This is a genomic window from Streptomyces sp. SGAir0957 (assembly GCF_043523415.1).
On record NZ_CP027288.1, the window covers coordinates 1 to 19579 of the forward strand.

The 19579-nt window shown below is 68.0% G+C and carries 13 protein-coding genes and 8 pseudogenes; 9 read left to right on the forward strand and 12 right to left on the reverse strand.

Annotated features, from left to right (window positions below):
- Positions 1–897: 897 nt before the first annotated feature.
- The 3 genes from C1N81_RS00005 to C1N81_RS00015 are packed head-to-tail and all read left to right on the forward strand — an operon-like array spanning position 898 to position 1669.
- Positions 898–1158: a hypothetical protein gene (locus tag C1N81_RS00005; RefSeq protein ID WP_394425421.1), complete on the forward strand. Its 261-nt coding sequence runs from the start codon at positions 898–900 to the stop codon at positions 1156–1158.
- Entirely contained in the window at positions 1158–1424 is a 267-nt protein-coding gene (locus C1N81_RS00010) for an SEL1-like repeat protein (RefSeq protein WP_394425423.1), read from the forward strand. The genes C1N81_RS00005 and C1N81_RS00010 overlap by 1 nt, the downstream gene beginning before the upstream one ends.
- Before the next feature lie 41 nt (positions 1425–1465).
- Positions 1466–1669 carry a hypothetical protein gene (locus C1N81_RS00015; protein ID WP_394425425.1) on the forward strand — a complete coding sequence of 68 codons (204 nt, stop codon included), beginning with the start codon at positions 1466–1468 and terminating at the stop codon, positions 1667–1669.
- A gap of 24 nt (positions 1670–1693) precedes the next feature.
- Here the strand turns inward: C1N81_RS00015 and C1N81_RS00020 are convergent.
- The 3 pseudogenes from C1N81_RS00020 to C1N81_RS00030 all read right to left on the reverse strand — a co-directional run bounded on the left by C1N81_RS00020 (position 1694) and on the right by C1N81_RS00030 (position 5670).
- Positions 1694–2504: pseudogene (locus tag C1N81_RS00020) on the reverse strand (IS5 family transposase).
- A gap of 89 nt (positions 2505–2593) precedes the next feature.
- Positions 2594–4273 (reverse strand): annotated as a pseudogene (locus tag C1N81_RS00025) (ISAzo13 family transposase).
- Between the two features lie 578 nt (positions 4274–4851).
- Positions 4852–5670 (reverse strand): annotated as a pseudogene (locus C1N81_RS00030) (IS5 family transposase).
- A 442-nt stretch (positions 5671–6112) separates the two neighbouring features.
- Between C1N81_RS00030 and C1N81_RS00035 the strand changes: the two are divergent.
- Positions 6113–6927, forward strand: a pseudogene (locus tag C1N81_RS00035) (ISAzo13 family transposase); the annotation flags it as partial.
- A 357-nt stretch (positions 6928–7284) separates the two neighbouring features.
- The gene (locus C1N81_RS00040) at positions 7285–7470 is read left to right on the forward strand and encodes a hypothetical protein (RefSeq protein ID WP_394425440.1); all 186 of its coding nucleotides are present in this window, start codon (positions 7285–7287) and stop codon (positions 7468–7470) included.
- 550 nt (positions 7471–8020) lie between these two features.
- On the opposite strand, the gene C1N81_RS00045 is transcribed toward C1N81_RS00040, so the two are convergent.
- The 9 genes and pseudogenes from C1N81_RS00045 to C1N81_RS00085 all read right to left on the reverse strand — a co-directional run bounded on the left by C1N81_RS00045 (position 8021) and on the right by C1N81_RS00085 (position 13218).
- Positions 8021–8818, reverse strand: coding sequence for a SigB/SigF/SigG family RNA polymerase sigma factor (locus C1N81_RS00045; RefSeq protein WP_394425426.1), 798 nt, complete (start codon positions 8816–8818; stop codon positions 8021–8023).
- A 467-nt stretch (positions 8819–9285) separates the two neighbouring features.
- Positions 9286–9639 (reverse strand): antibiotic biosynthesis monooxygenase family protein, encoded by a 354-nt coding sequence (locus tag C1N81_RS00050; protein WP_394425428.1) that lies wholly within the window; start codon positions 9637–9639, stop codon positions 9286–9288.
- 203 nt (positions 9640–9842) lie between these two features.
- On the reverse strand, positions 9843–10460 hold the full coding sequence (locus tag C1N81_RS00055; RefSeq protein ID WP_394425430.1) for a zinc-binding dehydrogenase: 618 nt from the start codon (positions 10458–10460) through the stop codon (positions 9843–9845).
- Positions 10461–10623: 163 nt separating this feature from the next.
- A pseudogene (locus C1N81_RS00060) lies at positions 10624–10983 on the reverse strand (alcohol dehydrogenase catalytic domain-containing protein); the annotation flags it as partial.
- A 71-nt stretch (positions 10984–11054) separates the two neighbouring features.
- Positions 11055–11336 (reverse strand): hypothetical protein, encoded by a 282-nt coding sequence (locus tag C1N81_RS00065; protein ID WP_394425432.1) that lies wholly within the window; start codon positions 11334–11336, stop codon positions 11055–11057.
- On the reverse strand, positions 11314–11595 hold the full coding sequence (locus C1N81_RS00070) for a helix-turn-helix domain-containing protein (protein ID WP_394425442.1): 282 nt from the start codon (positions 11593–11595) through the stop codon (positions 11314–11316). Before C1N81_RS00070 ends, C1N81_RS00065 begins: the two co-directional genes overlap by 23 nt.
- A gap of 386 nt (positions 11596–11981) precedes the next feature.
- Positions 11982–12524 (reverse strand): CbrC family protein, encoded by a 543-nt coding sequence (locus C1N81_RS00075; protein ID WP_394425433.1) that lies wholly within the window; start codon positions 12522–12524, stop codon positions 11982–11984.
- A gap of 31 nt (positions 12525–12555) precedes the next feature.
- A pseudogene (locus tag C1N81_RS00080) lies at positions 12556–12847 on the reverse strand (ISKra4 family transposase); the annotation flags it as partial.
- Between the two features lie 8 nt (positions 12848–12855).
- Positions 12856–13218, reverse strand: a complete 363-nt coding sequence (locus C1N81_RS00085; RefSeq protein WP_394425435.1) for an FAD-binding oxidoreductase/lyase — start codon at positions 13216–13218, stop codon at positions 12856–12858.
- 1584 nt (positions 13219–14802) lie between these two features.
- On the opposite strand from C1N81_RS00085, the pseudogene C1N81_RS00090 reads away from it, so the two are divergent.
- The 4 genes and pseudogenes from C1N81_RS00090 (at position 14803) to C1N81_RS00105 (ending at position 19554) form a co-directional block, all read left to right on the forward strand.
- Positions 14803–16105 (forward strand): annotated as a pseudogene (locus tag C1N81_RS00090) (PHB depolymerase family esterase).
- A gap of 1671 nt (positions 16106–17776) precedes the next feature.
- The gene (locus C1N81_RS00095; RefSeq protein ID WP_394425437.1) at positions 17777–18382 is read left to right on the forward strand and encodes a GAF domain-containing protein; all 606 of its coding nucleotides are present in this window, start codon (positions 17777–17779) and stop codon (positions 18380–18382) included.
- A gap of 643 nt (positions 18383–19025) precedes the next feature.
- Positions 19026–19166: pseudogene (locus C1N81_RS00100) on the forward strand (hypothetical protein); the annotation flags it as partial.
- Positions 19167–19284: 118 nt separating this feature from the next.
- Positions 19285–19554, forward strand: a complete 270-nt coding sequence (locus tag C1N81_RS00105) for a SpoIIE family protein phosphatase (protein ID WP_394425443.1) — start codon at positions 19285–19287, stop codon at positions 19552–19554.
- Positions 19555–19579 lie beyond the last annotated feature (25 nt).

Sequence of the window (19579 nt, forward strand, 5' to 3'; positions counted from 1 at the left end):
AGGCGGCGGCAGAGAACCGTGACACGTACGCTCTGGGAAGGCTTGCCATTATGCGGGAGATAGCAGGAGACCAGGGGCAGCGGACGACATCGCACGGAGAGCTGCTGACGCCGGAAATCCTAGCGCCTTGCTCAAACTCTTCGATATGCGCAGAGAGATGGCGAAGAATAAGCGGGGGGGACGTTCGGTCGCCGATGAGAAGTACACCGCGCCAATCCCCTCTCACTAAAAGTGCAACAGAAAACTCCGCTGCAGGTCGCGCTCGCTCCGTGCAGGCCTTGCGCAACAAACTCCTCGAACGAGCGCCACCTACGACATCTGCTCACGAACGCACAGGTCGCGTTTTACATCGTCTATCGCCGGTCTGCGCGTCCGCTTGATGGTGGACCGAACGCTTCCAACGAGCCGTCGACTAAAACGACCTGCCCGCTGCCACCGACCCAGACACCCTCGCCCACGACCTTATGATGATGGCGAATGGAATTTCAGTCCAGGGGGCCACGGGTCCACTGCGACGAACTCCAGCGGGTCACGGATGCCGCCCCTCGCACATGGCCACCCACCTGAGTTTGTCCTGCGGCCAACTCCCTCGAAGGCTGACTCGCAGAGAGCGACGTCAGGAAGTCCGAGTTCTTGGGCAGCGATCGCCGTCACCTTTTCAAGCGCCCCCACCCCGCGGCGTATGTCGCTATGTTCGACCCGGGACGCACGGTGTTCAAAGTGATGCTGTCCAAAATTCGTTCGTTGTCCCGCATCTGCCTTACGGCTTAGAGGCGCTAACACAAAGACGTCGGGCGGTTCGTGGGTGCGCTCGCCCTCTGGGAGGGGCAGGCGCCGTGCCGCAACATGTTCGGTGAGAATGGGCGACGTGAGGGGACAGGAACGCGGAGCGGTGGGGTGGCCTTGTTGAGCGAGTGGGCTGATTCGCACATGTTGCGGGAGTTCTTCGACGCAATCGTCGACAAGGACATCGGAGCCGCATCGACCTGGTTGCCGGGGATCCGCGAAGGGGCTGCTTCAGGCGACCCCTACTGCCACGAGGCGCTCGGCGCCTTCGCCCTTGAGATAGACGACGACCGTTCACAGGCGTACGAGCACCTGAAGGTTGCCGCCGACGCAGGCATACCTCCGCTCAGCGTGGCCTTGGGCATCTCCTGATGGAAGGAGACCATAAGGATCACACTGCGGCCGCCGCCCTGTTCCACAAGGCCGCCCTTCAGGGTGATCCCTTCGCGCAGTACAACCTGGCCGGCATGTATCTGCGAGGCGACGGAGTTGCGCAGTCCGACGATGAGGGCCTCCGTTTCTTGGACATGGCCGCGCGGGGCGGCGTGAGTGAGGCCGCGATCCAACTGGCCGACATCAGACTGACGCAGGAGGATTTCGCTGGCGCCCGGCGCGCCTGGAACGGCACATCCAATTGAGTGACGATCTTCCGCCTGCGTCCGCGCTGAACTTGGCCGCGATGTGCTACCAGGGCGTCGGTGGCCCGGTCGACAAGATCAAAGCCATGGGCAGCTCACTCAAAGCCGCCCAGCTCGGTGACCGCGACACCGGCCTCGGCTACGCCCGCACAGTGCTTGACGAGCTCAAGCTGACCAAGGACGACATCCGCCAGGCCATCGAGTGGGCACATGTGGGCGACTGGGCCCAGAGCCTCACGCGATGACTTCCCCGGACTTCACAAGAGCGGCTAGCTCAAGGAGCGGAGTTGTCGGTGCGTGATGAGGCAACAGGCGAGCTTGAGGAAGGCTTCATGGATGTCTGCTCGCCGTTCCCAGCGAACACGTATCCGACGGAAGCCGTGTAGCCAGGCGAAGGTCCGCTCTACCACCCACCGGTAGACGCCAAGTCCGGTGCCGTGGCGGGTGCTTCGGCGGGCGATGGCGGGGCACGATGCCGCGGGCGCGGACTTGGTCGCGGTAGATGTCGTGGTCGTAGCCGCGGTCCGCGAACAGGGAATCCGGCTTGCGCCGGGGGGCCGACGCGTCCGCGGATGGGCGGAATCGCGTCCAGCAGCGGCATCAGCTGGGTGACGTTGTTGCGGTTGCCGCCGGTGAGGATGATGGCGAGCGGGGTGCCGTGGCCGTCGGTGATCAGGTGGTGCTTGGATCCTGCGCGGCCCCGATCGACCGGCGAGGGGCCCGTATGGATCCCCCTTTTAGGGCCCTGACGTGAGAAGAGTCGACCACGCAGCGGGACCAGTCGAGCCGGACTGCCGCGTTCAGTTCGGCCAGCAGCACCTCGTGCAGACGCTGCCAGACGCCAGTCTCGTTCCAGTCCCGCAAGCGACGCCAGCACGTCATCCCAGAGCCGAAGCCGAGCTCCTTGGGAAGGTGCTCCCACTGGATGTCAGTGTGCAGGACGTACAGGATCCCGCTCAGCACCTGTCGGTCTGGGAGCGGCCGGCGCCCGGGGTACCGAAACCGCCGTTTCTTCTTCGGCAGTAGCGGCTCGATCCGCCCCCAGAGGTCGTCCGGCACGATCCACGGTGAAGTCCCCACAACCCGGACAACGCCCAACTGCCCTGTCAGGCATGGCTACCAGGGCGATACACCTCATTGTGTTAGCGCCTCTTAGGGCCTGCCGGTAATCAACTCGTTGATTTGATCTTGAAGCTGCCGGGGTCAAGGAACCGGGCGATGTCATCTGGTGTGCGGAAGCGGGCTGTTGAGGCGGAGACTCGAACGCCTTGAACGGCCAGGAGCGGGCGGACGCCTTTCGCAGCCCGGCTGACCGTCATGGCGGTGGTGTTGAAGAGCTGACCCAAAAGGTCCATGGTCGCGATCTTCCGCAGGTGGAGCACGGTGACCAGGACTCTATCGGCTGGGGTGAGCTTGGCCTTGGCGCCCGCGCCGGGGGCCACAGGCGCTCGTGGCCTCGACATGTGCGGAGCACTTGTTCGCGTTGAATCTCCATCGCTGGAGTCAATGTGTCGATGAGTTCGCTGAGGTGCTGACGGGGCATCCCGGTCAGTTCCGGGTCCTGGAGCTCATGCCGGGAGAGGCACGTCGGTCTGTCTGACAGGGCATTTTTCGGAGTGCTGCCGGTGGTCGCGGCGTCCGTCGGACGGTGAGGGTGGAGGGTGTAGTTCCAGTCGCCGTGGAAGCGATGGCGAGTGATGGGCAGGGAGGCAATCTCGTCGTCGCTGATGCGGATGCCGGTGGGGTACTCACCGGTCGAGTTCGGCATGGACGGTGAGGCCGGTGCGGCTGGTGGTCGCGGCGATCGTCTGGAGCATGACTTCGTGGCTGGTCAGGGGTCTGCCACGCCAGTTCATGGTGATGTGGGAGAACAGCCGGTGCTCGATCTTGTTCCACTTCGAGGTGCCTGGCGGCAGGTGGCACACCGTGATCTCAAGGCCGGTCGCGACAGCGAGGCCAGCGAGATGAGTCTTCCAGCCGCGGGTGCGGTAGCCATTGGAGCCTCCGCCGTCCGCAGTGATGAGCAGTCGGCGAGCGCTGGGGTAGTCGTGCCGGCCTTGGGCCTGCCACCAGTTCCGGATCGAGGCGACGGCGAACGCCGCGGTGTCGTGATCGTTTCCGATGCTAACCCAGCCGGCGTTCGCGGCCATGTCGTAGATTCCGTACGGGATCGCCTTCTCGGCCTGGCCGGGGAAATCGTGGGTCTTGACCCTCACGGGCTGTGCTGTGGGCCGCCATTCCTGCCCGGCGTTCTTGTAGTCGCCGATCAGTTCCTTCTTCTTGCTGTCCACGCTGATCACCGGGTCATCGGCGTCCCTATGATCTCGGGCCTGCTCGTTGAGGTATCGGAACTGGGCATCTCTGTCGGGGTGCTGAGCGCCCTCGATGGTCTTGACGTTGGCCTGCAGACTGAAGCCTTCCTCCCGTAGCAGGCCGGCGACTGTGTCGGCGGAGACCCGGTGGCCCTGCCGGGTCAGCTCCGCTGCCAGTTTCCGCGTCGACTTCGTCGTCCACCGCAGCGGTGACATCGGGTCACCGCGTTCGTCGGGCTCAACCAGCGCAAGCAGAGCCGGTCGCAGCCCTGGATCAAGGTCCACGGCCTTCTTCCGGCCCCCGCCAGGCCGGCGGATCCGCCCCAGCGGAGCTTGACCAGAGTCCAGTTCAGCCGCTCCGCGGGAGACCGTGCCTTCCCGAACCCCGGCTGCGGCAGCGACGAGCCTGATCCCGCCATGCCCCAGCGACAGTGCCTCCGCACCTATGGCCAGCCGACGCTGGCGCTCATCCAGATGCGGCAGCAACGCCTGGAACTTCGCAACCAGGACGCCCTCGATCCCCTCCAGTCTCCCCATACCAGAACAACGAGTTCGCAGCAGGAAGCCACGACTTGTTTCCCGGCAGGCCCTAAGAACTCTAACGGAATGCGGTTCGGTCGAGGACCTGCTGTCGGTGGTAGGTGTGGACTTGCCATGACAGGATCCGGCTGTGACGTGCGATGTGTGTGGACACAAGATGCGGCAGGCACCAGTGCCGGAGCCCCGAATGGCGTGGGACTTGCCGGTGAAGGAGCGGTGGTTCTGCTCCTGGTGCTACGCGTGGACCGAGCTGGGACATGACCCCCGCGAGGTTGCACGGCCGCAGTACCAGCCCATGTACGGGCGCTGGGAGCGGGCAGAGTCACCGACTCTCCCTGAGGACGTGGCCCATGCCTACGACACGGCCTATGCCTACACAGATTCCGGCGCGACCCTGTGCGGCATAGAACACGAGAGCCTCTCGGTCTCTCCGTACTGGTGGGTGCCGGATCGGAGCAATGCCTGTGGCGCCTGCAAGGAGACCGCAGCCGTCATTGACCGGCGCTGGCCGTTGGAGATGCGAGGTGGAAATCGTGTTAACCCACGCTTCCCCCCGGTTCCTGTTGGTCCCCCTTCTAGGGCTGCCCACACGATGATCTGAGCCGTCTCCAGCAGATCAATGCGCACGCGAGTCTGAGGAATGCTTCGTGGATGTCGTCGCGGACCTCCCATCGGATCCGCAGGCGGCGGAACCAGTGCAGGTGTGCGAAGGCCCGCTCGACGACAGCGTTGAGTGCCGAGGCCGGAGCCATGCTCGGTGCCCCGACGGGCGATCATCGGTTTCACACCGAGCTCCAGACGAAGCGGCGGTACTTGTCGTGGTCGTAGCCGCGGTCACCCAGCACACGTCGTCGGTCGGCGCCGAGGCCGGCCGCGCTTGCCCGCACCGGGCGGCACCGCCTCAAGCAGTGGTCAGCTGGGTGACGTCGTTGCGGTTGCCGCCGGTCAGCGTGACCGCAAGCGGAATGCCGGTGGCATCGGTGATCAAGTGGTGTTTGCTGCCCGCTCTGCCCCGGTCGACAGGGCTTCGTACTGTCTTGGATCCCCCTTTAACGCCCGGATGTGGGAGCCGTCGACCGCCGCCCGAGAGAAGTCCAGGGCGTTCGCACCGCGCAGTTTTGCAAGGAGGACCTCGTGCAGCCGGGGCCACACGTCGGCCTCGGTCCACTCAGCCAGGCGGCGCCAGCACGTCATGCCCGAGCCGAAGCCGAGTTCCTGCGGGAGGTGTTCCAGGAGATCCCCGTGTGCAGCACAAACAGGATGCCCTGTAACACCAGCCGGTCCGGATGCCGCTTGCGTCCCGGATGCCGGGCCCGCCGCTCCACCTTCGGCAGTAGCGGCTCGATCACCGCCCACAGCTCGTCTTCGACATGCCATGGCTTTGGCCGAGCCACCCCACACCCCCGGATCAACGGTTCCGGAGCGATCCAACCACCTCGAAGATCATTTTGTTAGGAGTTCTAAGGGCCTGCCGGGAAACAAGTCGTGGCTTCCTGCTGCGGAACTCGTTGTTCTGGTATGGGGAGACTGGAGGGGATCGAGGGCGTCCTGGTTGCGAAGTTCCAGGCGTTGCTGCCGCATCTGGATGAGCGCCAGCGTCGGCTGGCCATAGGTGCGGAGGCACTGTCGCTGGGGCATGGCGGGATCAGGCTCGCTGCCGCAGCCGGGGTTCGGGAAGGCACGGTCTCCCGCGGAGCGGCTGAACTGGACTCTGGTCAAGCTCCGCTGGGGCGGATCCGCCGGCCTGGCGGGGGCCGGAAGAAGGCCGTGGACCTTGATCCAGGGCTGCGACCGGCTCTGCTTGCGCTGGTTGAGCCCGACGAACGCGGTGACCCGATGTCACCGCTGCGGTGGACGACGAAGTCGACGCGGAAACTGGCAGCGGAGCTGACCGGCAGGGCCACCGGGTCTCCGCCGACACAGTCGCCGGCCTGCTACGGGAGGAAGGCTTCAGTCTGCAGGCCAACGTCAAGACCATCGAGGGCGCTCAGCACCCCGACAGAGATGCCAGTTCCGATACCTCAACGAGCAGGCCCGAGATCATAGGGACGCCGATGACCCGGTGATCAGCGTGGACAGCAAGAAGAAGGAACTGATCGGCGACTACAAGAACGCCGGGCAGGAATGGCGGCCCACAGCACAGCCCGTGAGGGTCAAGACCCACGATTTCCCCGGCCAGGCCGAGAAGGCGATCCCGTACGGAATCTACGACATGGCCGCGAACGCCGGCTGGGTTAGCATCGGAAACGATCACGACACCGCGGCGTTCGCCGTCGCCTCGATCCGGAACTGGTGGCAGGCCCAAGGCCGGCACGACTACCCCAGCGCTCGCCGACTGCTCATCACTGCGGACGGCGGAGGCTCCAATGGCTACCGCACCCGCGGCTGGAAGACTCATCTCGCTGGCCTCGCTGTCGCGACCGGCCTTGAGATCACGGTGCCACCTGCCGCCAGGCACCTCGAAGTGGAACAAGATCGAGCACCGGCTGTTCTCCCACATCACCATGAACTGGCGTGGCAGACCCCTGACCAGCCACGAAGTCATGCTCCAGACGATCGCCGCGACCACCAGCCGCACCGGCCTCACCGTCCATGCCGAACTCGACCGCGGTGAGTACCCCACCGGCATCCGCATCAGCGACGACGAGATTGCCTCCCTGCCCATCACTCGCCATCGCTTCCACGGCGACTGGAACTACACCCTCCACCCTCACCGTCCGACGGACGCCGCGACCACCGGCAGCACTCCGAAAAATGCCCTGTCAGACAGACCGACGTGCCTCTCCCGGCATGAGCTCCAGGACCCGGAACTGACCGGGATGCCCCGTCAGCACCTCAGCGAACTCATCGACACATTGACTCCAGCGATGGAGATTCAACGCGAACAAGTGCTCCGCACATGTCGAGGCCACGAGCGCCTGGTGGCCCCCGGCGCGGGCGCCAAGGCCAAGCTCACCCCAGCCGATAGAGTCCTGGTCACCGTGCTCCACCTGCGGAAGATCGCGACCATGGACCTTTTGGGTCAGCTCTTCAACACCACCGCCATGACGGTCAGCCGGGCTGCGAAAGGCGTCCGCCCGCTCCTGGCCGTTCAAGGCGTTCGAGTCTCCGCCTCAACAGCCCGCTTCCGCACACCAGATGACATCGCCCGGTTCCTTGACCCCGGCAGCTTCAAGATCAAATCAACGAGTTGATTACCGGCAGGCCCTAAGCGCGACGCGGACGTGCGTTGCATGGCGGCGCCCGCCCGGGCCGCCGGGTCTTCGGCGGCGAGGTCGAGGAGCGCGCTCACGCGCAGCCCGGCCTCTGCTGGGTGCCGAAACGGCCTGTTCAGGCGAAGCCGGTACCGGGTGCGTCGGCCGGTTCGCCTGCGGTCCAGGTGGCTGGCCGCCCCGAGGTCGGCGATCACACTTTGCACGGTCCGCTCACTGGTCCGGCAGACCGCGGCAATCGACCTCTGCCGTGTCCCCGGGTCCCGGGCAATGACCCGCAACACCCGCGCATGGTGCGTCAGGAGAGTCCAGTTCCCGTCCCTGTCCGTCATGTCCCTGTCTCTCCCTGCCCGTGCCACCGCCCGGGGCACGGGTGCGCCGGGCATCGCCGTCGGGGCCGACCGGGCACTGGGGCAGGCCCGCGACCGGGGCAGGCCCGCGACCAGACCAGAGCGCACATGCGTGGTACCGGCAGCGAGGTGCGGCATACGGGTTTCCCCGAGCGCTGCGACGGAGCGGGCGGCTGTGCCGGTCAGGCGGCCAGCGGCGGCTCGGCGGGACGGTCGGCGTACCGGCGGACCTGGGCGCAGGCGCGGGTGAGCAGGCGGGAGACGTGCATCTGGGAGATGCCGAGCCGCTCGGCGATCGCCGCCTGGGTCATGTCCTGGAAGTAGCGCAGGTAGAGGATGGTGCGCTGGCGCTCCGGCAGTACCTTCAGGCCGGCTTTGGCCGCCTCGCGGTCGGTGATCGTGTCGTAGGCCGGCTCGGCTTGGCCGAGGGTGTCGGCGAGAGTCAGATCCGCTCCGTCCTGCCCGCCGCTTTCGGCGTCCAGGGACAGCGACGCATAACTGTCCAGGGCCTCGAGGCCCTCGCGGACCTCGTCCACTGTGAGTCCGGCCTGGGCGGCGATGGCCTCCGGGCGGGGTTCGCCCGCCTGCCCCGGTTGCTCCATGAGCTCGCGGCGGGCGGAGCGGACCTTGTTGCGCAGTTCCTGGATGCGGCGTGGCACGCGCACGTCCCAGGTGCGGTCGCGGAAGTGACGGCGGATCTCCCCGGTGATGGTGGGCACCGCATACGGTTCGAACGCGCCTTGGTCGCCGTCATAGCGCTCGACCGCCTTGATCAGACCGACGGCGGCGACCTGCTGCAGGTCCTCGATGCTCTCGCCGCGGTCGCGGTACTTCCAGGCCAGCCGGTGCGCCATCGGCAGCCACGCCGTCACCAACTCCTCACCCAGCAAGTCATGTTCGGGCCCGGCGGGGGCGGCGGCCAGGCGGCGGAACGCCTCAGCGGTCTCAGGTGCGTCATGGTGTGTCCGGGGTGTGCGCATGGGCAGGTACGGCCTTTCGCTGCTGCGGGCAAAGTGACCACGCACAGCAGCAACCGGACGTCCAGGCACACCGCTGCCGCGGCCTGCGCCTGTCATCCCAAGCACCACCGACGCACCTGCCCGGCCCCACCCCGCGCAAACGCAGCAGGCCAGCCGGTCGGTCCCGCCCCCCAGATGCCCAGACGTGCCGGTCCTGTCCCCCGACCCGTGGGGCACCCCCATACGCCCCTGCCGACGCGGTGAAGGGATGGGCGATACCGAGTACGAGGGCAGGTTCGTGCCACTCGAAGGGAACCTCCCGAGGCCCGGCGGCCCAGGCGCCCTGTCACCCCCGGACATCGGAAGCCATCAGGCTTGCCGAACACCGTCGCAGCAGCGGAAGTCGGGGTCTGGGTCGGGCGGCCGGCCATCACCGGCCATCACCGGCCATCACCGGCCATCACCGGCCAGGGAACGCCCCACGGACGTCATGCTCGCGTGAACCCGTGGCTCCGCTCCACTTTCGCCACATGCAGCGTGTAGCCCTGATACCACTCGGCTCGCCCGCGCTTCTGCGCGGCACGGTGCTCGGTGTTGCTCCGCCACTCCGTGAGTGCGTCAGCATCGCGGAAGTACCCGACGGTGATGCCCAGCCCGCCAGGAGTCTGCGCGTGGTCCATCCCCAGGAACCCGGGGACGCCCTTCACCAGGTCTTCCATACGTGCGTTGGTCTCGCTGTAGCCGCTCTGCTCCTGGGTCCGCACTGTAGTGAAGACAGCCACGTAGTAGGGAGGTTCGAAGGCCTCGACGGGCGCGACAGGCACTTCCGAGTGATCGCTCATGACCGCACCGTAAGACGGGACGGGGCGACGATCGAGCGTTTTTCGAACAACGTCATGATCGACCTGATAAGCATCAGGCTGGTCGAACGCGGCTGGTACGACCAGGTGGGGCAAGGGGTCGCGGTCGTTGCCGTCCCGTTCTGCGCACGGCGCGCGCATTCCTGTACCGGGACACGTGGTGCGGAGCGATGCCCGCACCAGGGTCACGTATCCGTGGTCGTGAAGTCGACGACGGCACGGTAGCGGGCCCCGCCCTTGCGGACGAGATCGATGGCTTCGTCGAGCCGTGCGGAGGGAAAGACCTCCACCTCGGGGCGGATGTCGTGCAGGGCCGCGAATTCGAGGAGTCGGCGCGTGATGGACGGGGGGCCGACGACGGCCGAGACCAGACTCTTCTCGGCGGGCAGGACGCTGATCGGGTTGATGGTGAAGGCGCTGGTCGGCACACCGACGACACACAGCTTGCCGCGCGGACGCAGTGCGGCGAAGTAGTCGTCCCAGGGCAGGTCGGCGCCGACCGTGTCGAGGATGAAGTCGAACCTGTCACGCGTTCGTGTCAGGTCACGGGAGTTGAGGAAGGCGTGGGCGCCGAAGCGGTGTGCGGCCTCGGCCTTGTCGTCGCTGGTGGAGATGGCGGTGACATGGCAGCCCCAGGCGGCCAGGACCTGCAATGCGATGTGTCCCAGGCCCCCGATGCCGACCACGGCGACGGTGTGGGTGGGGTGCACGTCGTGCCCCACAATGGCGTTGAACACAGTCGTTCCGGCGCACAGCAGCGGGGCGGCCTCCTGGGAGGACAGGCTGTCGGGTACGGGCGGCACATGTCGCCAGTCGCTGGCGCGGACCTGGCTCGCGAACGTTCTCCCATGCCGCGCAGCACCGTGTCGTCCCGCTCCGGGCACAGGTGCTGCGCCCCGGTGAGGCACCATTCGCAGCGGAACAGGAGCCGGCGATGGCGCCGACACCGACGCGCTGGCCGACCGACAGGTGTCGAGGGTCGACGGCGGAGCCGACGGCGCGGACGATGCCGACAGCCTCATGCCCGGCCACCAGTGGGAATCGTGCGGCACCGTGGTGGTCGTCGATGATCCCCACGTCGGTCTGACAGATGCCGCTGTGGGTGACGGTGACATCTACCTCAAGGGGGCCGAGCGGCGGTGGCTCGTACTCGTGGATCTGGGTCGGTCCACTCGCGTGCTGCACCGCATGGGCACGTACGGTCATGGCGCTACTTCCTTTCCATGCGCGGTAGTTGTGTCGTCGGCGGCACCCGGCGGCACGGGCGGGCCCCGGGGGCGAGCGCAGGCCGAGGGCCGCGGGCGAGGCAGGGGCCGGCAGAACCATTGCCGGCCTTTCTGCGGCTCACTGTGCGGCTCGCTTGTGCGGGTGGGCTCGCGACGGGCCTTGCCAGCCGCTCAGCCGGAACGCCCTCGGGTGACGATGCGGGCGGCGGTATGCAGAGCTTGGTACTGCCGTGCGAGGTCGCCACCGGACTGGGCGACAGCCGGGGTGATCAGGTAGAGGTGCTCGGCCAGGTCGACGGCGTTCAGTCCGGCATCCCGCCACGCGTCTTCGACGCCGCTGTCCCGCAGCAGGTCGGCGACCCTGTCGACCACGTCGTCGTGAAGCTTGTCCAGCAGCGGGCCGCTTACATTGGCGGCCGCGCCCAGGAGTTCACCCCACGTCACGGTCCGCACCGGCCGCGCTCCCGTGCAGGGCGGCCATGGCGTCGGCCAGCCGCTGGGCGAGGTCGGCGTCCTCGCGCTCCAGAGCGGTCAGCGTCGCGGTGCGCACCTGGCCGATCATGCGCTCGATGGTGGCGTGGAACAGGGCCTGTTTGCTGGAGAAGTGCAGATACAGCCCCTGGCGCGAGAGGCTCGCGCCCCGGGCGACCTCGTCCATGGAGGCCTTGCGATAGCCGAACCGCAGGAAAACCCGCAGAGCCGCGTCGAGGATCTCCTCCTCGCGGCTCGACGTGACGGCCGTACCGCCCTCATTACGCGCGTCGCCCTCAACGCTTCTGCCGCCATACCCAGTGCCTCCCTACATCGGACCGCACGACCATGGTTTACGACCTTGGCAAAGTATGTCAAGCAAGCCAAGCCATGGCTCCCGGGCCGTCAGGGCTGCAAGGACGTTCTGTAGGTCGGCCGGGCATGTTTCTGGCAGTGCTTTTTGGACCCACCCGGGCAGGGCCGCATGTTGTTTCGAGGTGCCCGTTCGGCCGTGGGCGGGTAATCGGGTGGGAAGGTCGTGCCGTTGGCGCGGGGCCATGACGGCCGCATCTTGGAAGGATGCGGTTCCTTTAAAGGATGCTCAGTGCGTCTCGCTGAACGCCGAGCTCAGTGGCTGTTATGAGGCGTCGGTGTAGGCGAGGTGGGTGCCGCAGACGGTGCAGCGGAAGAGCATCGCGGTAGCAGCTTCGCCAAGGTGGGTGAGGAACTGCTCGAGTTGGGCTGCGTCGTGCCAGCCGCCGGGGCGTAGGTCTTGCCTGAGCTGATCGAGGGCCTCGGGTGGGCTACCAGCTCGCTGTACCCGACTTCGCCGATGAAGGCCGCCGCGTCGTGGCAGTGGACGAGCCAGCGTGGGTCCTGCCAGGCGTGGAAGCCGGGGGTGCGGCGGGTGACCTCGTGCAAGATCTCCTCGCTGACGCCGTCCAGGCCGTACGAGTCCGTGAACTCGCCGGCGAACCGCTCGGCGGCACTGCCGTCGGCGATGCACCAGGGGCAGAAGCTTCCGCTCACCTCATGGGCCGTGTAGAAGGTCGCGGTGTAGATCCACCCCGTGGTGCGGTCGCAGCCCACGCACGTCTCGGGGCTTTGACGAATGGATCCGCTGGCAACGGGATTCGGGTGATATCGAAAGGCAGGTAGGTCGGAGCTCACCAGGGCAGTGTGTTCGTAAGACAGCCCGCGATCAAGCTGTCAGAGTGAATCTCCGCTGGTCCGGGACCGGGTAGAGGCGCTGTTGTTCGCGGGCTGCGTGGAAGGCCCAGTAGTCGTCGAAGTCACCGTTGGTGATCAGTGCGCGAAGTCGGAGGACGGTTTCGGCCGGTGAGTCCCCAGCGGGCGCCGGTGATGTCGAGGCGGTCGGCGATCAGCTGCCAGCAAACGCCCTCGATGACTACGGTGGCGATCGGCCAGCCCATTTCGAGTGCGGTGTCGTAGTGGCACTTGTCGAGGTGGCCGGTGAGGTAGCGGTTGCAGGAGAGCTGCCTCAGCACAGTCCGAAGGGTGGCTGGAGGTATTCCGGTGAGCACGTCGGCGTGGTGGCGTTTGCCGGGCTGAGCACCGCTTGCGGCAGGGGGAAGTCCCAGGGCTGGTTCAGGACGACGGTGGAGGCGAGCCGCCCGATCTCGTCGGAGCCCCGGGCGCCGTGCCCGTTGCCGCCCACAGCCACCGTCAGGGTGGTGTCCTGCCACGGTCCGATGTACGGGTAGCGCGTGCGTGTCTTGTCGACGACGCAGCACGCCTCGCGGACGGAGACCGGCTCCAGGCCGGGGAGCAGCAGCCGCATCATCCGGGCAAGGAACTGGGACTGCTCGGTGGTGATGCGCTGCTCGGCATACCAGGCGCACATCGCGTCGGGGTGCGCAGCTCGTGGACGAGTGGCTGCATCGCCGGTCCGATCCGCAGGTACCACTTGCCGTCCGGGTAGCGGATGGCGGCATCAGGTAGGCGGACATGTTGTCGTTGCCCGTGTCGGCGGGATCGATGGTCACCACGGTCGGCAGGTCCGCGTGGCGTGCGAGCTGCTCGCCCGCGACCTCGAAGAGCAGGTTGGGTTCGGTGAAAATCTGCAGGTCTAGCGCTGAAGGGGCGGGCAGCGCGTTGCTGTGTTTGACCAGGGCGCCTGCCGCGAGCAGCACCCTCGGGGCCTGTACCGTCACCGTGCCGCCGGCCTCGGTGCCGTCCACCTCCGCTCGCCACGGGCCCGTTGGCCGGTCCCTGTGCATCGACCGAACCGTTCCGTAGCAGCTCGGCGCCGACGCGGTGGCGAGGCGCAGCTGGGCGTGTACCAGCTGGCGGGTTGAGGTAGGCGCTCGTGGTTCCCAGAGCCCCTCCACGCCGCCGTCCACCGGGGGTGCAGGGCGGGGAACGCGCGCCGCAGCGCGGCCGCGGGCATCCGCTCGGCCATCACACCGGCCTGATCGCCCGCTGTGAGCATTGCCTCCGTCCGCTTGCCCAGGGACCGGGCGATCAGTGCCAGGGCCCCGCACTCGCGGAAGAAGCCCACCCCGGACTCGGCCTCGATGCCGCGGTACCGGGCAGTGGAGCGGTGTCCACCGCCCCCCAGAATCGGTCCCAGCCCAAAACAGCGCGCGATCCGTGACTCGTCCTGCCATGCACCGAACTGCGCCAGACTTGCACCTGCGGTGGAGGCGGGTTCCGCGGCCGATCACCAGGGTGGACTCCGGAACGAGCGAGGTACTTGGCCGCCGCCGAACCGAACAGACCGGCCCCCACGACCAACACATCGGCATGCCGACGCACAGCACCACCTCACAGGCCCCAGAGGGCCGACAGGAACGTCATTGCCCGGCTGCTGCCGGCACCCTTCCGTGCGCCGGCTCCGGCCGGGGCGTCCACGAATCCTGCCGTGCCCGCCCATCCCAGCTGAGCAGTGACATCCCTCGAGCCTCTCCTTTCACCCTGTTCGCCACGCTTCCCGCCGGCCCGCACCCGTCACCAGCGACACACGCCTGGTGTGCTCGTGCCCGCCCGCCCGCTCGGCCGGCGCTGCCGGCGCTGCCGGCGCTTTCAGGATCAGGCGCGCGCGGAACGTGTGCAGCCGCACGAGCGCTCCTATCGGCCGCCCGAGGGCGCGGGGGCGTGTTGCGCCAGCGGTAGGAGTCAGTGCGCAGGCCGGCGACCAGATCGCCGGTGTGGCCCCAGCGTGTGAGGTGGAGGGCGACGTGGCGAAGCGCCGGTGCACATCGGGACCCAGAAGCACCTGACCCCAACCACTCCACGAGCCACGGTGACGTAGCTGTCACCCGCGTAAGTACGTGCGCAGCGACCTGCCCGCTGCGCTGCCGCGGTGGTGAACGACTTGCGTGCGGCGTCCGTGTGATGGTGTGGGAGCGCTACCACGGCAGCCGTGCGCCTGCCGTCACGCAGGTGCTTCCAGCGATGACCCCAGCCGCGACAGGAAGGGACGCCCCTGTGTCCGTCACGCAGGCAACACCGCGAGGAGACCACTGAGAACGACGCTCGCGCGCTCTACGGAGCGCTGGTGCCACTGCTCGCCGCGCTGCTCATTGGCGCTCCCGCGCGCCGCCCGCGACACCGCCGACGTGCCCTACGCGGCCTCACGAGGTCACGAACTTCGGCCCGCAGCAATCTCCAGATGTACCTGTACGTCCCGAGAAGGTCACCGCCAACCCGGCGGTCCTCGTCGCCGTCCACTACTGCACCGGTTCCGGGCCGGCGATGTACAGCGGTACCGAGTACGCCTCGCTCGCCGACCGCTACGGCTTCATCGTCGTCTACCCGTCCGTCACCCGGTCAGCAAGTGCTTCGACGTCTCCTCGCCGCAGGCCCTGCGGCGAGGCGGCGGAAGCGACCCGGTCGGCATCAAGTCGATGGTCGACTGGGTGCTGGGCACGTACCACGCCGATCCCCAGCGCGTCTTCGCCACCGGCATCTCCTCCGGCGCGATGATGACCAACGTGCTGCTGGGCGTCTACCCGGACGTCTTCGCCGCCGGCGCCGCTTTGCCGGGGTTCCGTTCGGCTGCTTCGCCACCACCGACGGCTCCGAGTGGAACAGCGCCTGCGCCAATGGCAACGTGCTCCGCACTCCGCAGCAGTGGGGCGATCTGGTCCGGAACGCCTACCCCGGGTACACCGGCCCGCGCCCCGTATGCAGCTCTGCACGGCACCCAGGACGACACACTCCGCTACCCGAACTTCGGTGAAGCGATCAAGCAGTGGACGAACGTCCTGGGTGTGAGCCAGAATCCGGCGTCCACCGACAGCCTGTCAGCGGCTGGACCCGCACCCGCTACGGCGCCACGGTGACCGCGCGCCGGTCGAGGCCATCAGTCTTCAGGGAATCGGACACAACGTGTACGCCTATGGCATGGGCGCCCGCGTGCTCACCTTCTTCGGCTTGGACGCCAGACTCCCGGTCCTGGTCCCGCCCCAGCCGTCCGGCTGCAAGGTGACCGTGAACGTCTCCGCTTGGAACACCGGCCTGACTGCCTCCGTGGCCATCACCAACACTGACACCACCGCGATCAACGGCTGGAAGCTCGGCTTCGCCCTGCCAGGCGGCCAGAACATCACCAACGGCTGGGGCGCCACATACGCCCCGTCCTCCGGGGCGTGACGGCGACCAACGTCTCGTACAACGGCACGATCGCACCGAACGCCACCGTCGATCGGTTACCAGCGACGCACGGCGGCAACAGCGGGCCGCCGAGTGCCCTCACGCTCAACGGCAGCGTCTGCACGACCGCCTGAGCGAACCGACGGCCCGCGGTCCGTCCGGCCGAGCGCTCCGTACGACCTGCCCGGTTCGGCCGGCCCGACGGCGATCCGGCCCGATGGCGATCCGGCCCGATGGCGATCCGGCCGGGCCGCCGAGCCGGTCGGCGAGGTGTCGGCGCGTTGGCCGGAGGATGCTTCTCCGGCCACTGGCGTTCGCCCCGCCGCCTCCCGTGGGGCGACCGGGCGGCAACCCGCCAGCCAGCTCGGACTCGACCCGTACGGCCTCACCGCGGCGAGGGCCTGGGCCGAGGCACACGCCTCTTCGGGGACGCCCGGCGCCCGTTCCTGCGGGGCGGGTGCCGTCGCGCCCACCCCTCCGAAGAGGCCGACCGTGCGCCAACTGGAGTTCCCCGGACAGGGTGTGAAGGAAGGGGCGCCGCTACCGGCCCTTATTGCTCACCTACCGCTCGATGCGGCCGGCGTCGGGTGCCCTGGTCGGCATGGTGTGGAAGTCCGCTGCCAGGACCGTTTCCATCGCCATGCCGCCCCCTGGCCGTCGACCTGCGATGTCCCTGGGAACGATCCGCCCCTCGAACAGGCTCACCCCTGCCCGGTCCGCCGCGGGTTCCGACATCTGCACGCCAAGATCTCCACGCCAGCCGAAGTGCCGAAACACTCCAGACCCTGCCCCGGACGACCACCGGCTCGAAGAACCGCCGACCCACCATCAAGATCGGCACCAATCACCGCAGGACGGGCTGACAAGCACGAACGAGGATCAGCACACTGAGTACATGCGATATGAGGAGAGAGCCAAGCTCACAGCAGTGAGGGTCCTGGTCCCGGTGGCCATCCTTGTCTCCTCACCAGTGCTGCTGATAGCAGGGCCACCGATTCGTCGCCGATACCTCCGCTATATCCATCGGGAGGATGCCCCGCAGATCCTGAACAAGGGGCGGGGCCAGGTCAGCGTCCACTACTTCGTGGTCACCAACCCTCTACTCGAATGGATCTGCCGGCCCGCCGATGCAGTCGCCCGTCTCATCTCACCCCGAGGTTGAAGCTCAAGCTCAGAGCACGCCCCTGAAGGGGCATGCCAGGCTGCCATGTTGCCGTGCTGAGCATGTCGTTCGCTTCCCGCGTTCCTTCGAGCGGCGGTGGGAAGCGGCTTCAGCTCGTCATATTTCGTGATCGCTCCGGCAGGCCGCCCAGCGGACGACGTCCCCCGCCCAGCGGACGACGTCCCCGCGCGTAGGGGGCGACCGCAGGCTGTAGTACCCGCCTGCATTCGCTTGGAGGCGGAAGATCTTGGCGGCTTGTCCCTCGCGGTCGTCGGTGAGGCTGTCCGCGCACGGCCACGTGCTCTGTCTGCCCGGACCAGGCACGCACCGCGTGCAGTGAGTCTTCGAGTTCTGGCTCGGCGCCGACGGCGCCCTGGCGCTGTCCGTCACCCAGCCGCCACGGACACGACCTGCTCGTGTGGACCGGCCCCTCCCGGCTACACAGGTCACACTTAAGTGTGGCTGCACGGCGTGGACGAGTAGGGACGGGCAAGGCGGTGGTTGCCCCGCGTAAACAATTGCGGTGTAGGTGTGGGTGTGGGCGTCTGCCGGGAGAGGCTGTGACAGGACGAGCGCGAGCGGCTCCGATACGCCGGAGCAGGACCTGACGGCGCTCTCGGAGCCGGGCGGGTGGCGGCGGTCCATGAGACGGGGCTGTCGGCTGCCGCGGACGCGGGGATGGACCGTTTCGCGTCTGGTGGCCGAACTCCTCGACGTGCCCGTCGCGCTGGTGTCGCTGGTCGTCGAGGGAGAGCAGTTCTTCCCTGGCATGATCGGCCTCAAGGAGCCGTGGGCGTCCCTCCGGCGCACGCCATTGACGCACTCGATGTGCCAGCACGTGGTCGCCGACGAGGAGCCCTTCACCGTGGCCGACGCACGGGCCGAAGCGCGGACCCGTGACAGTGCCGCGATCGAGGATCTGGGTGTGGTGGGGTATGCGGGCATGCCGCTGACGGACACCGAGGGGCGGGTGCTGGGCGCACTGTGCGCGATCGACACCAGCCGCGGCAGTGGAGCGCCGGGCAGCTGCGGGCGCTCAAGGACCTGGCGGCAGCGTGTTCGGCGGAACTGCGGCTGCGGGTGGTGTCGCGCCAGCGTGAGCAGGCGCGGGCCGAGGCCGGTGAGCTGGCGGGCGGCTGCAGACCGCGCTGGGTCGGTTGCAGTTGCTGCTGCGTTCCGCGGACGCGCTGGCCGACACCACCGGCCTGGCCGAGGTGCGTCAGCAGGTACGCGACCTGGTCAGCGGTGATCTCAAACCCGTCTACGTGGGGTTGATCCTCGTCGAGGGCAGGGACCGGATGCGCCGACTGGTCGATGCCGACGGCAACGCGCCCATGGAGCGGGAGTTCGGGACCTTCTCGCTCACCGCCCCCTGGCCGAGCGCCCGGGCTGCCAGGGAGAACCGCACGATCACCGTCACCAGTCTGGCGCAGCTGGCGAAGGAGTACGGGCCCGAGGCGGTGGCGGCGTTCACGAGCCTCGGGCTGGCCAGCGCGGTGTGCGTGCCGCTGCCGGGCCCCACCCTCCCGCTGGGCGCCCTCGCGCTGGGCTGGGACCACGGCCACGAGCCCGACATCATGGAGCAGGCCCTGCTGGTCTCGCTCGCCGGATACACCGCCCGGGCGGTGGAGCGCGCCCTGTTCGTGGACGGCCGCGTGAGCGCGGCCACGCAGATGCAGGCGGCGCTGCTCACCGACCTGCCGGCCGTGCCCGGTCTGGAGCTGGCCGCCCTGTACCGGCCGGCCGCCGATGGTGAACTGGTCGGCGGTGACTGGTACGACGCCTACCCGCTGCCCACCCCCGCCCAGGGCGGCGAGAACTCCGCCGTCCCGGCCGCCCTCGCCGTCTCGGTCGGCGACATCACCGGCCACGACCTGCACGCCGCCACGCTGATGGGCCAGGCCCGCAGCATGCTGCGCCAGGCCGACCTCGACCACGCGGGGCAGGGCCCGGCCCGCGCCGTCACCGCCTTCGAACACGCCAACGCCCACCTGGGCATCAACGCCACCGGCACCCTCATCCACGCCCACCTGCGTCCCTGCCCGGCACCCGACACCGGCTCCTGGGAACTCACCTACACCAACGCCGGCCACCCCCGCTCCGCTCCTGCTCACCCCCCGACGGGACAGCGGCGCGCTGACCGGGCACGGCATGCTCGTCTTCCCCAGCCTGCCCCGCCCCGACCGGCACGATCAGCGGACCCTGCTGGCCCCGGGCAGCCTGCTGCTGCTCTACACCGACGGTCTGATCGAAGAGGCCCGCGGCGACATCGACACCGCCATCGATGCCGTCATCCGCTTCCTCACCCACCACCGCGACCAGCCCCTGCCCGACCTTCTGCGCCAACTCGCCGACCATGTCGCCGGCAGCGACGCCCACGACGACATCGCAATGCTCGCCCTGCGCATCCCCCACCCCTGAAAGACCTGTTCTGCAGTGACTTGCC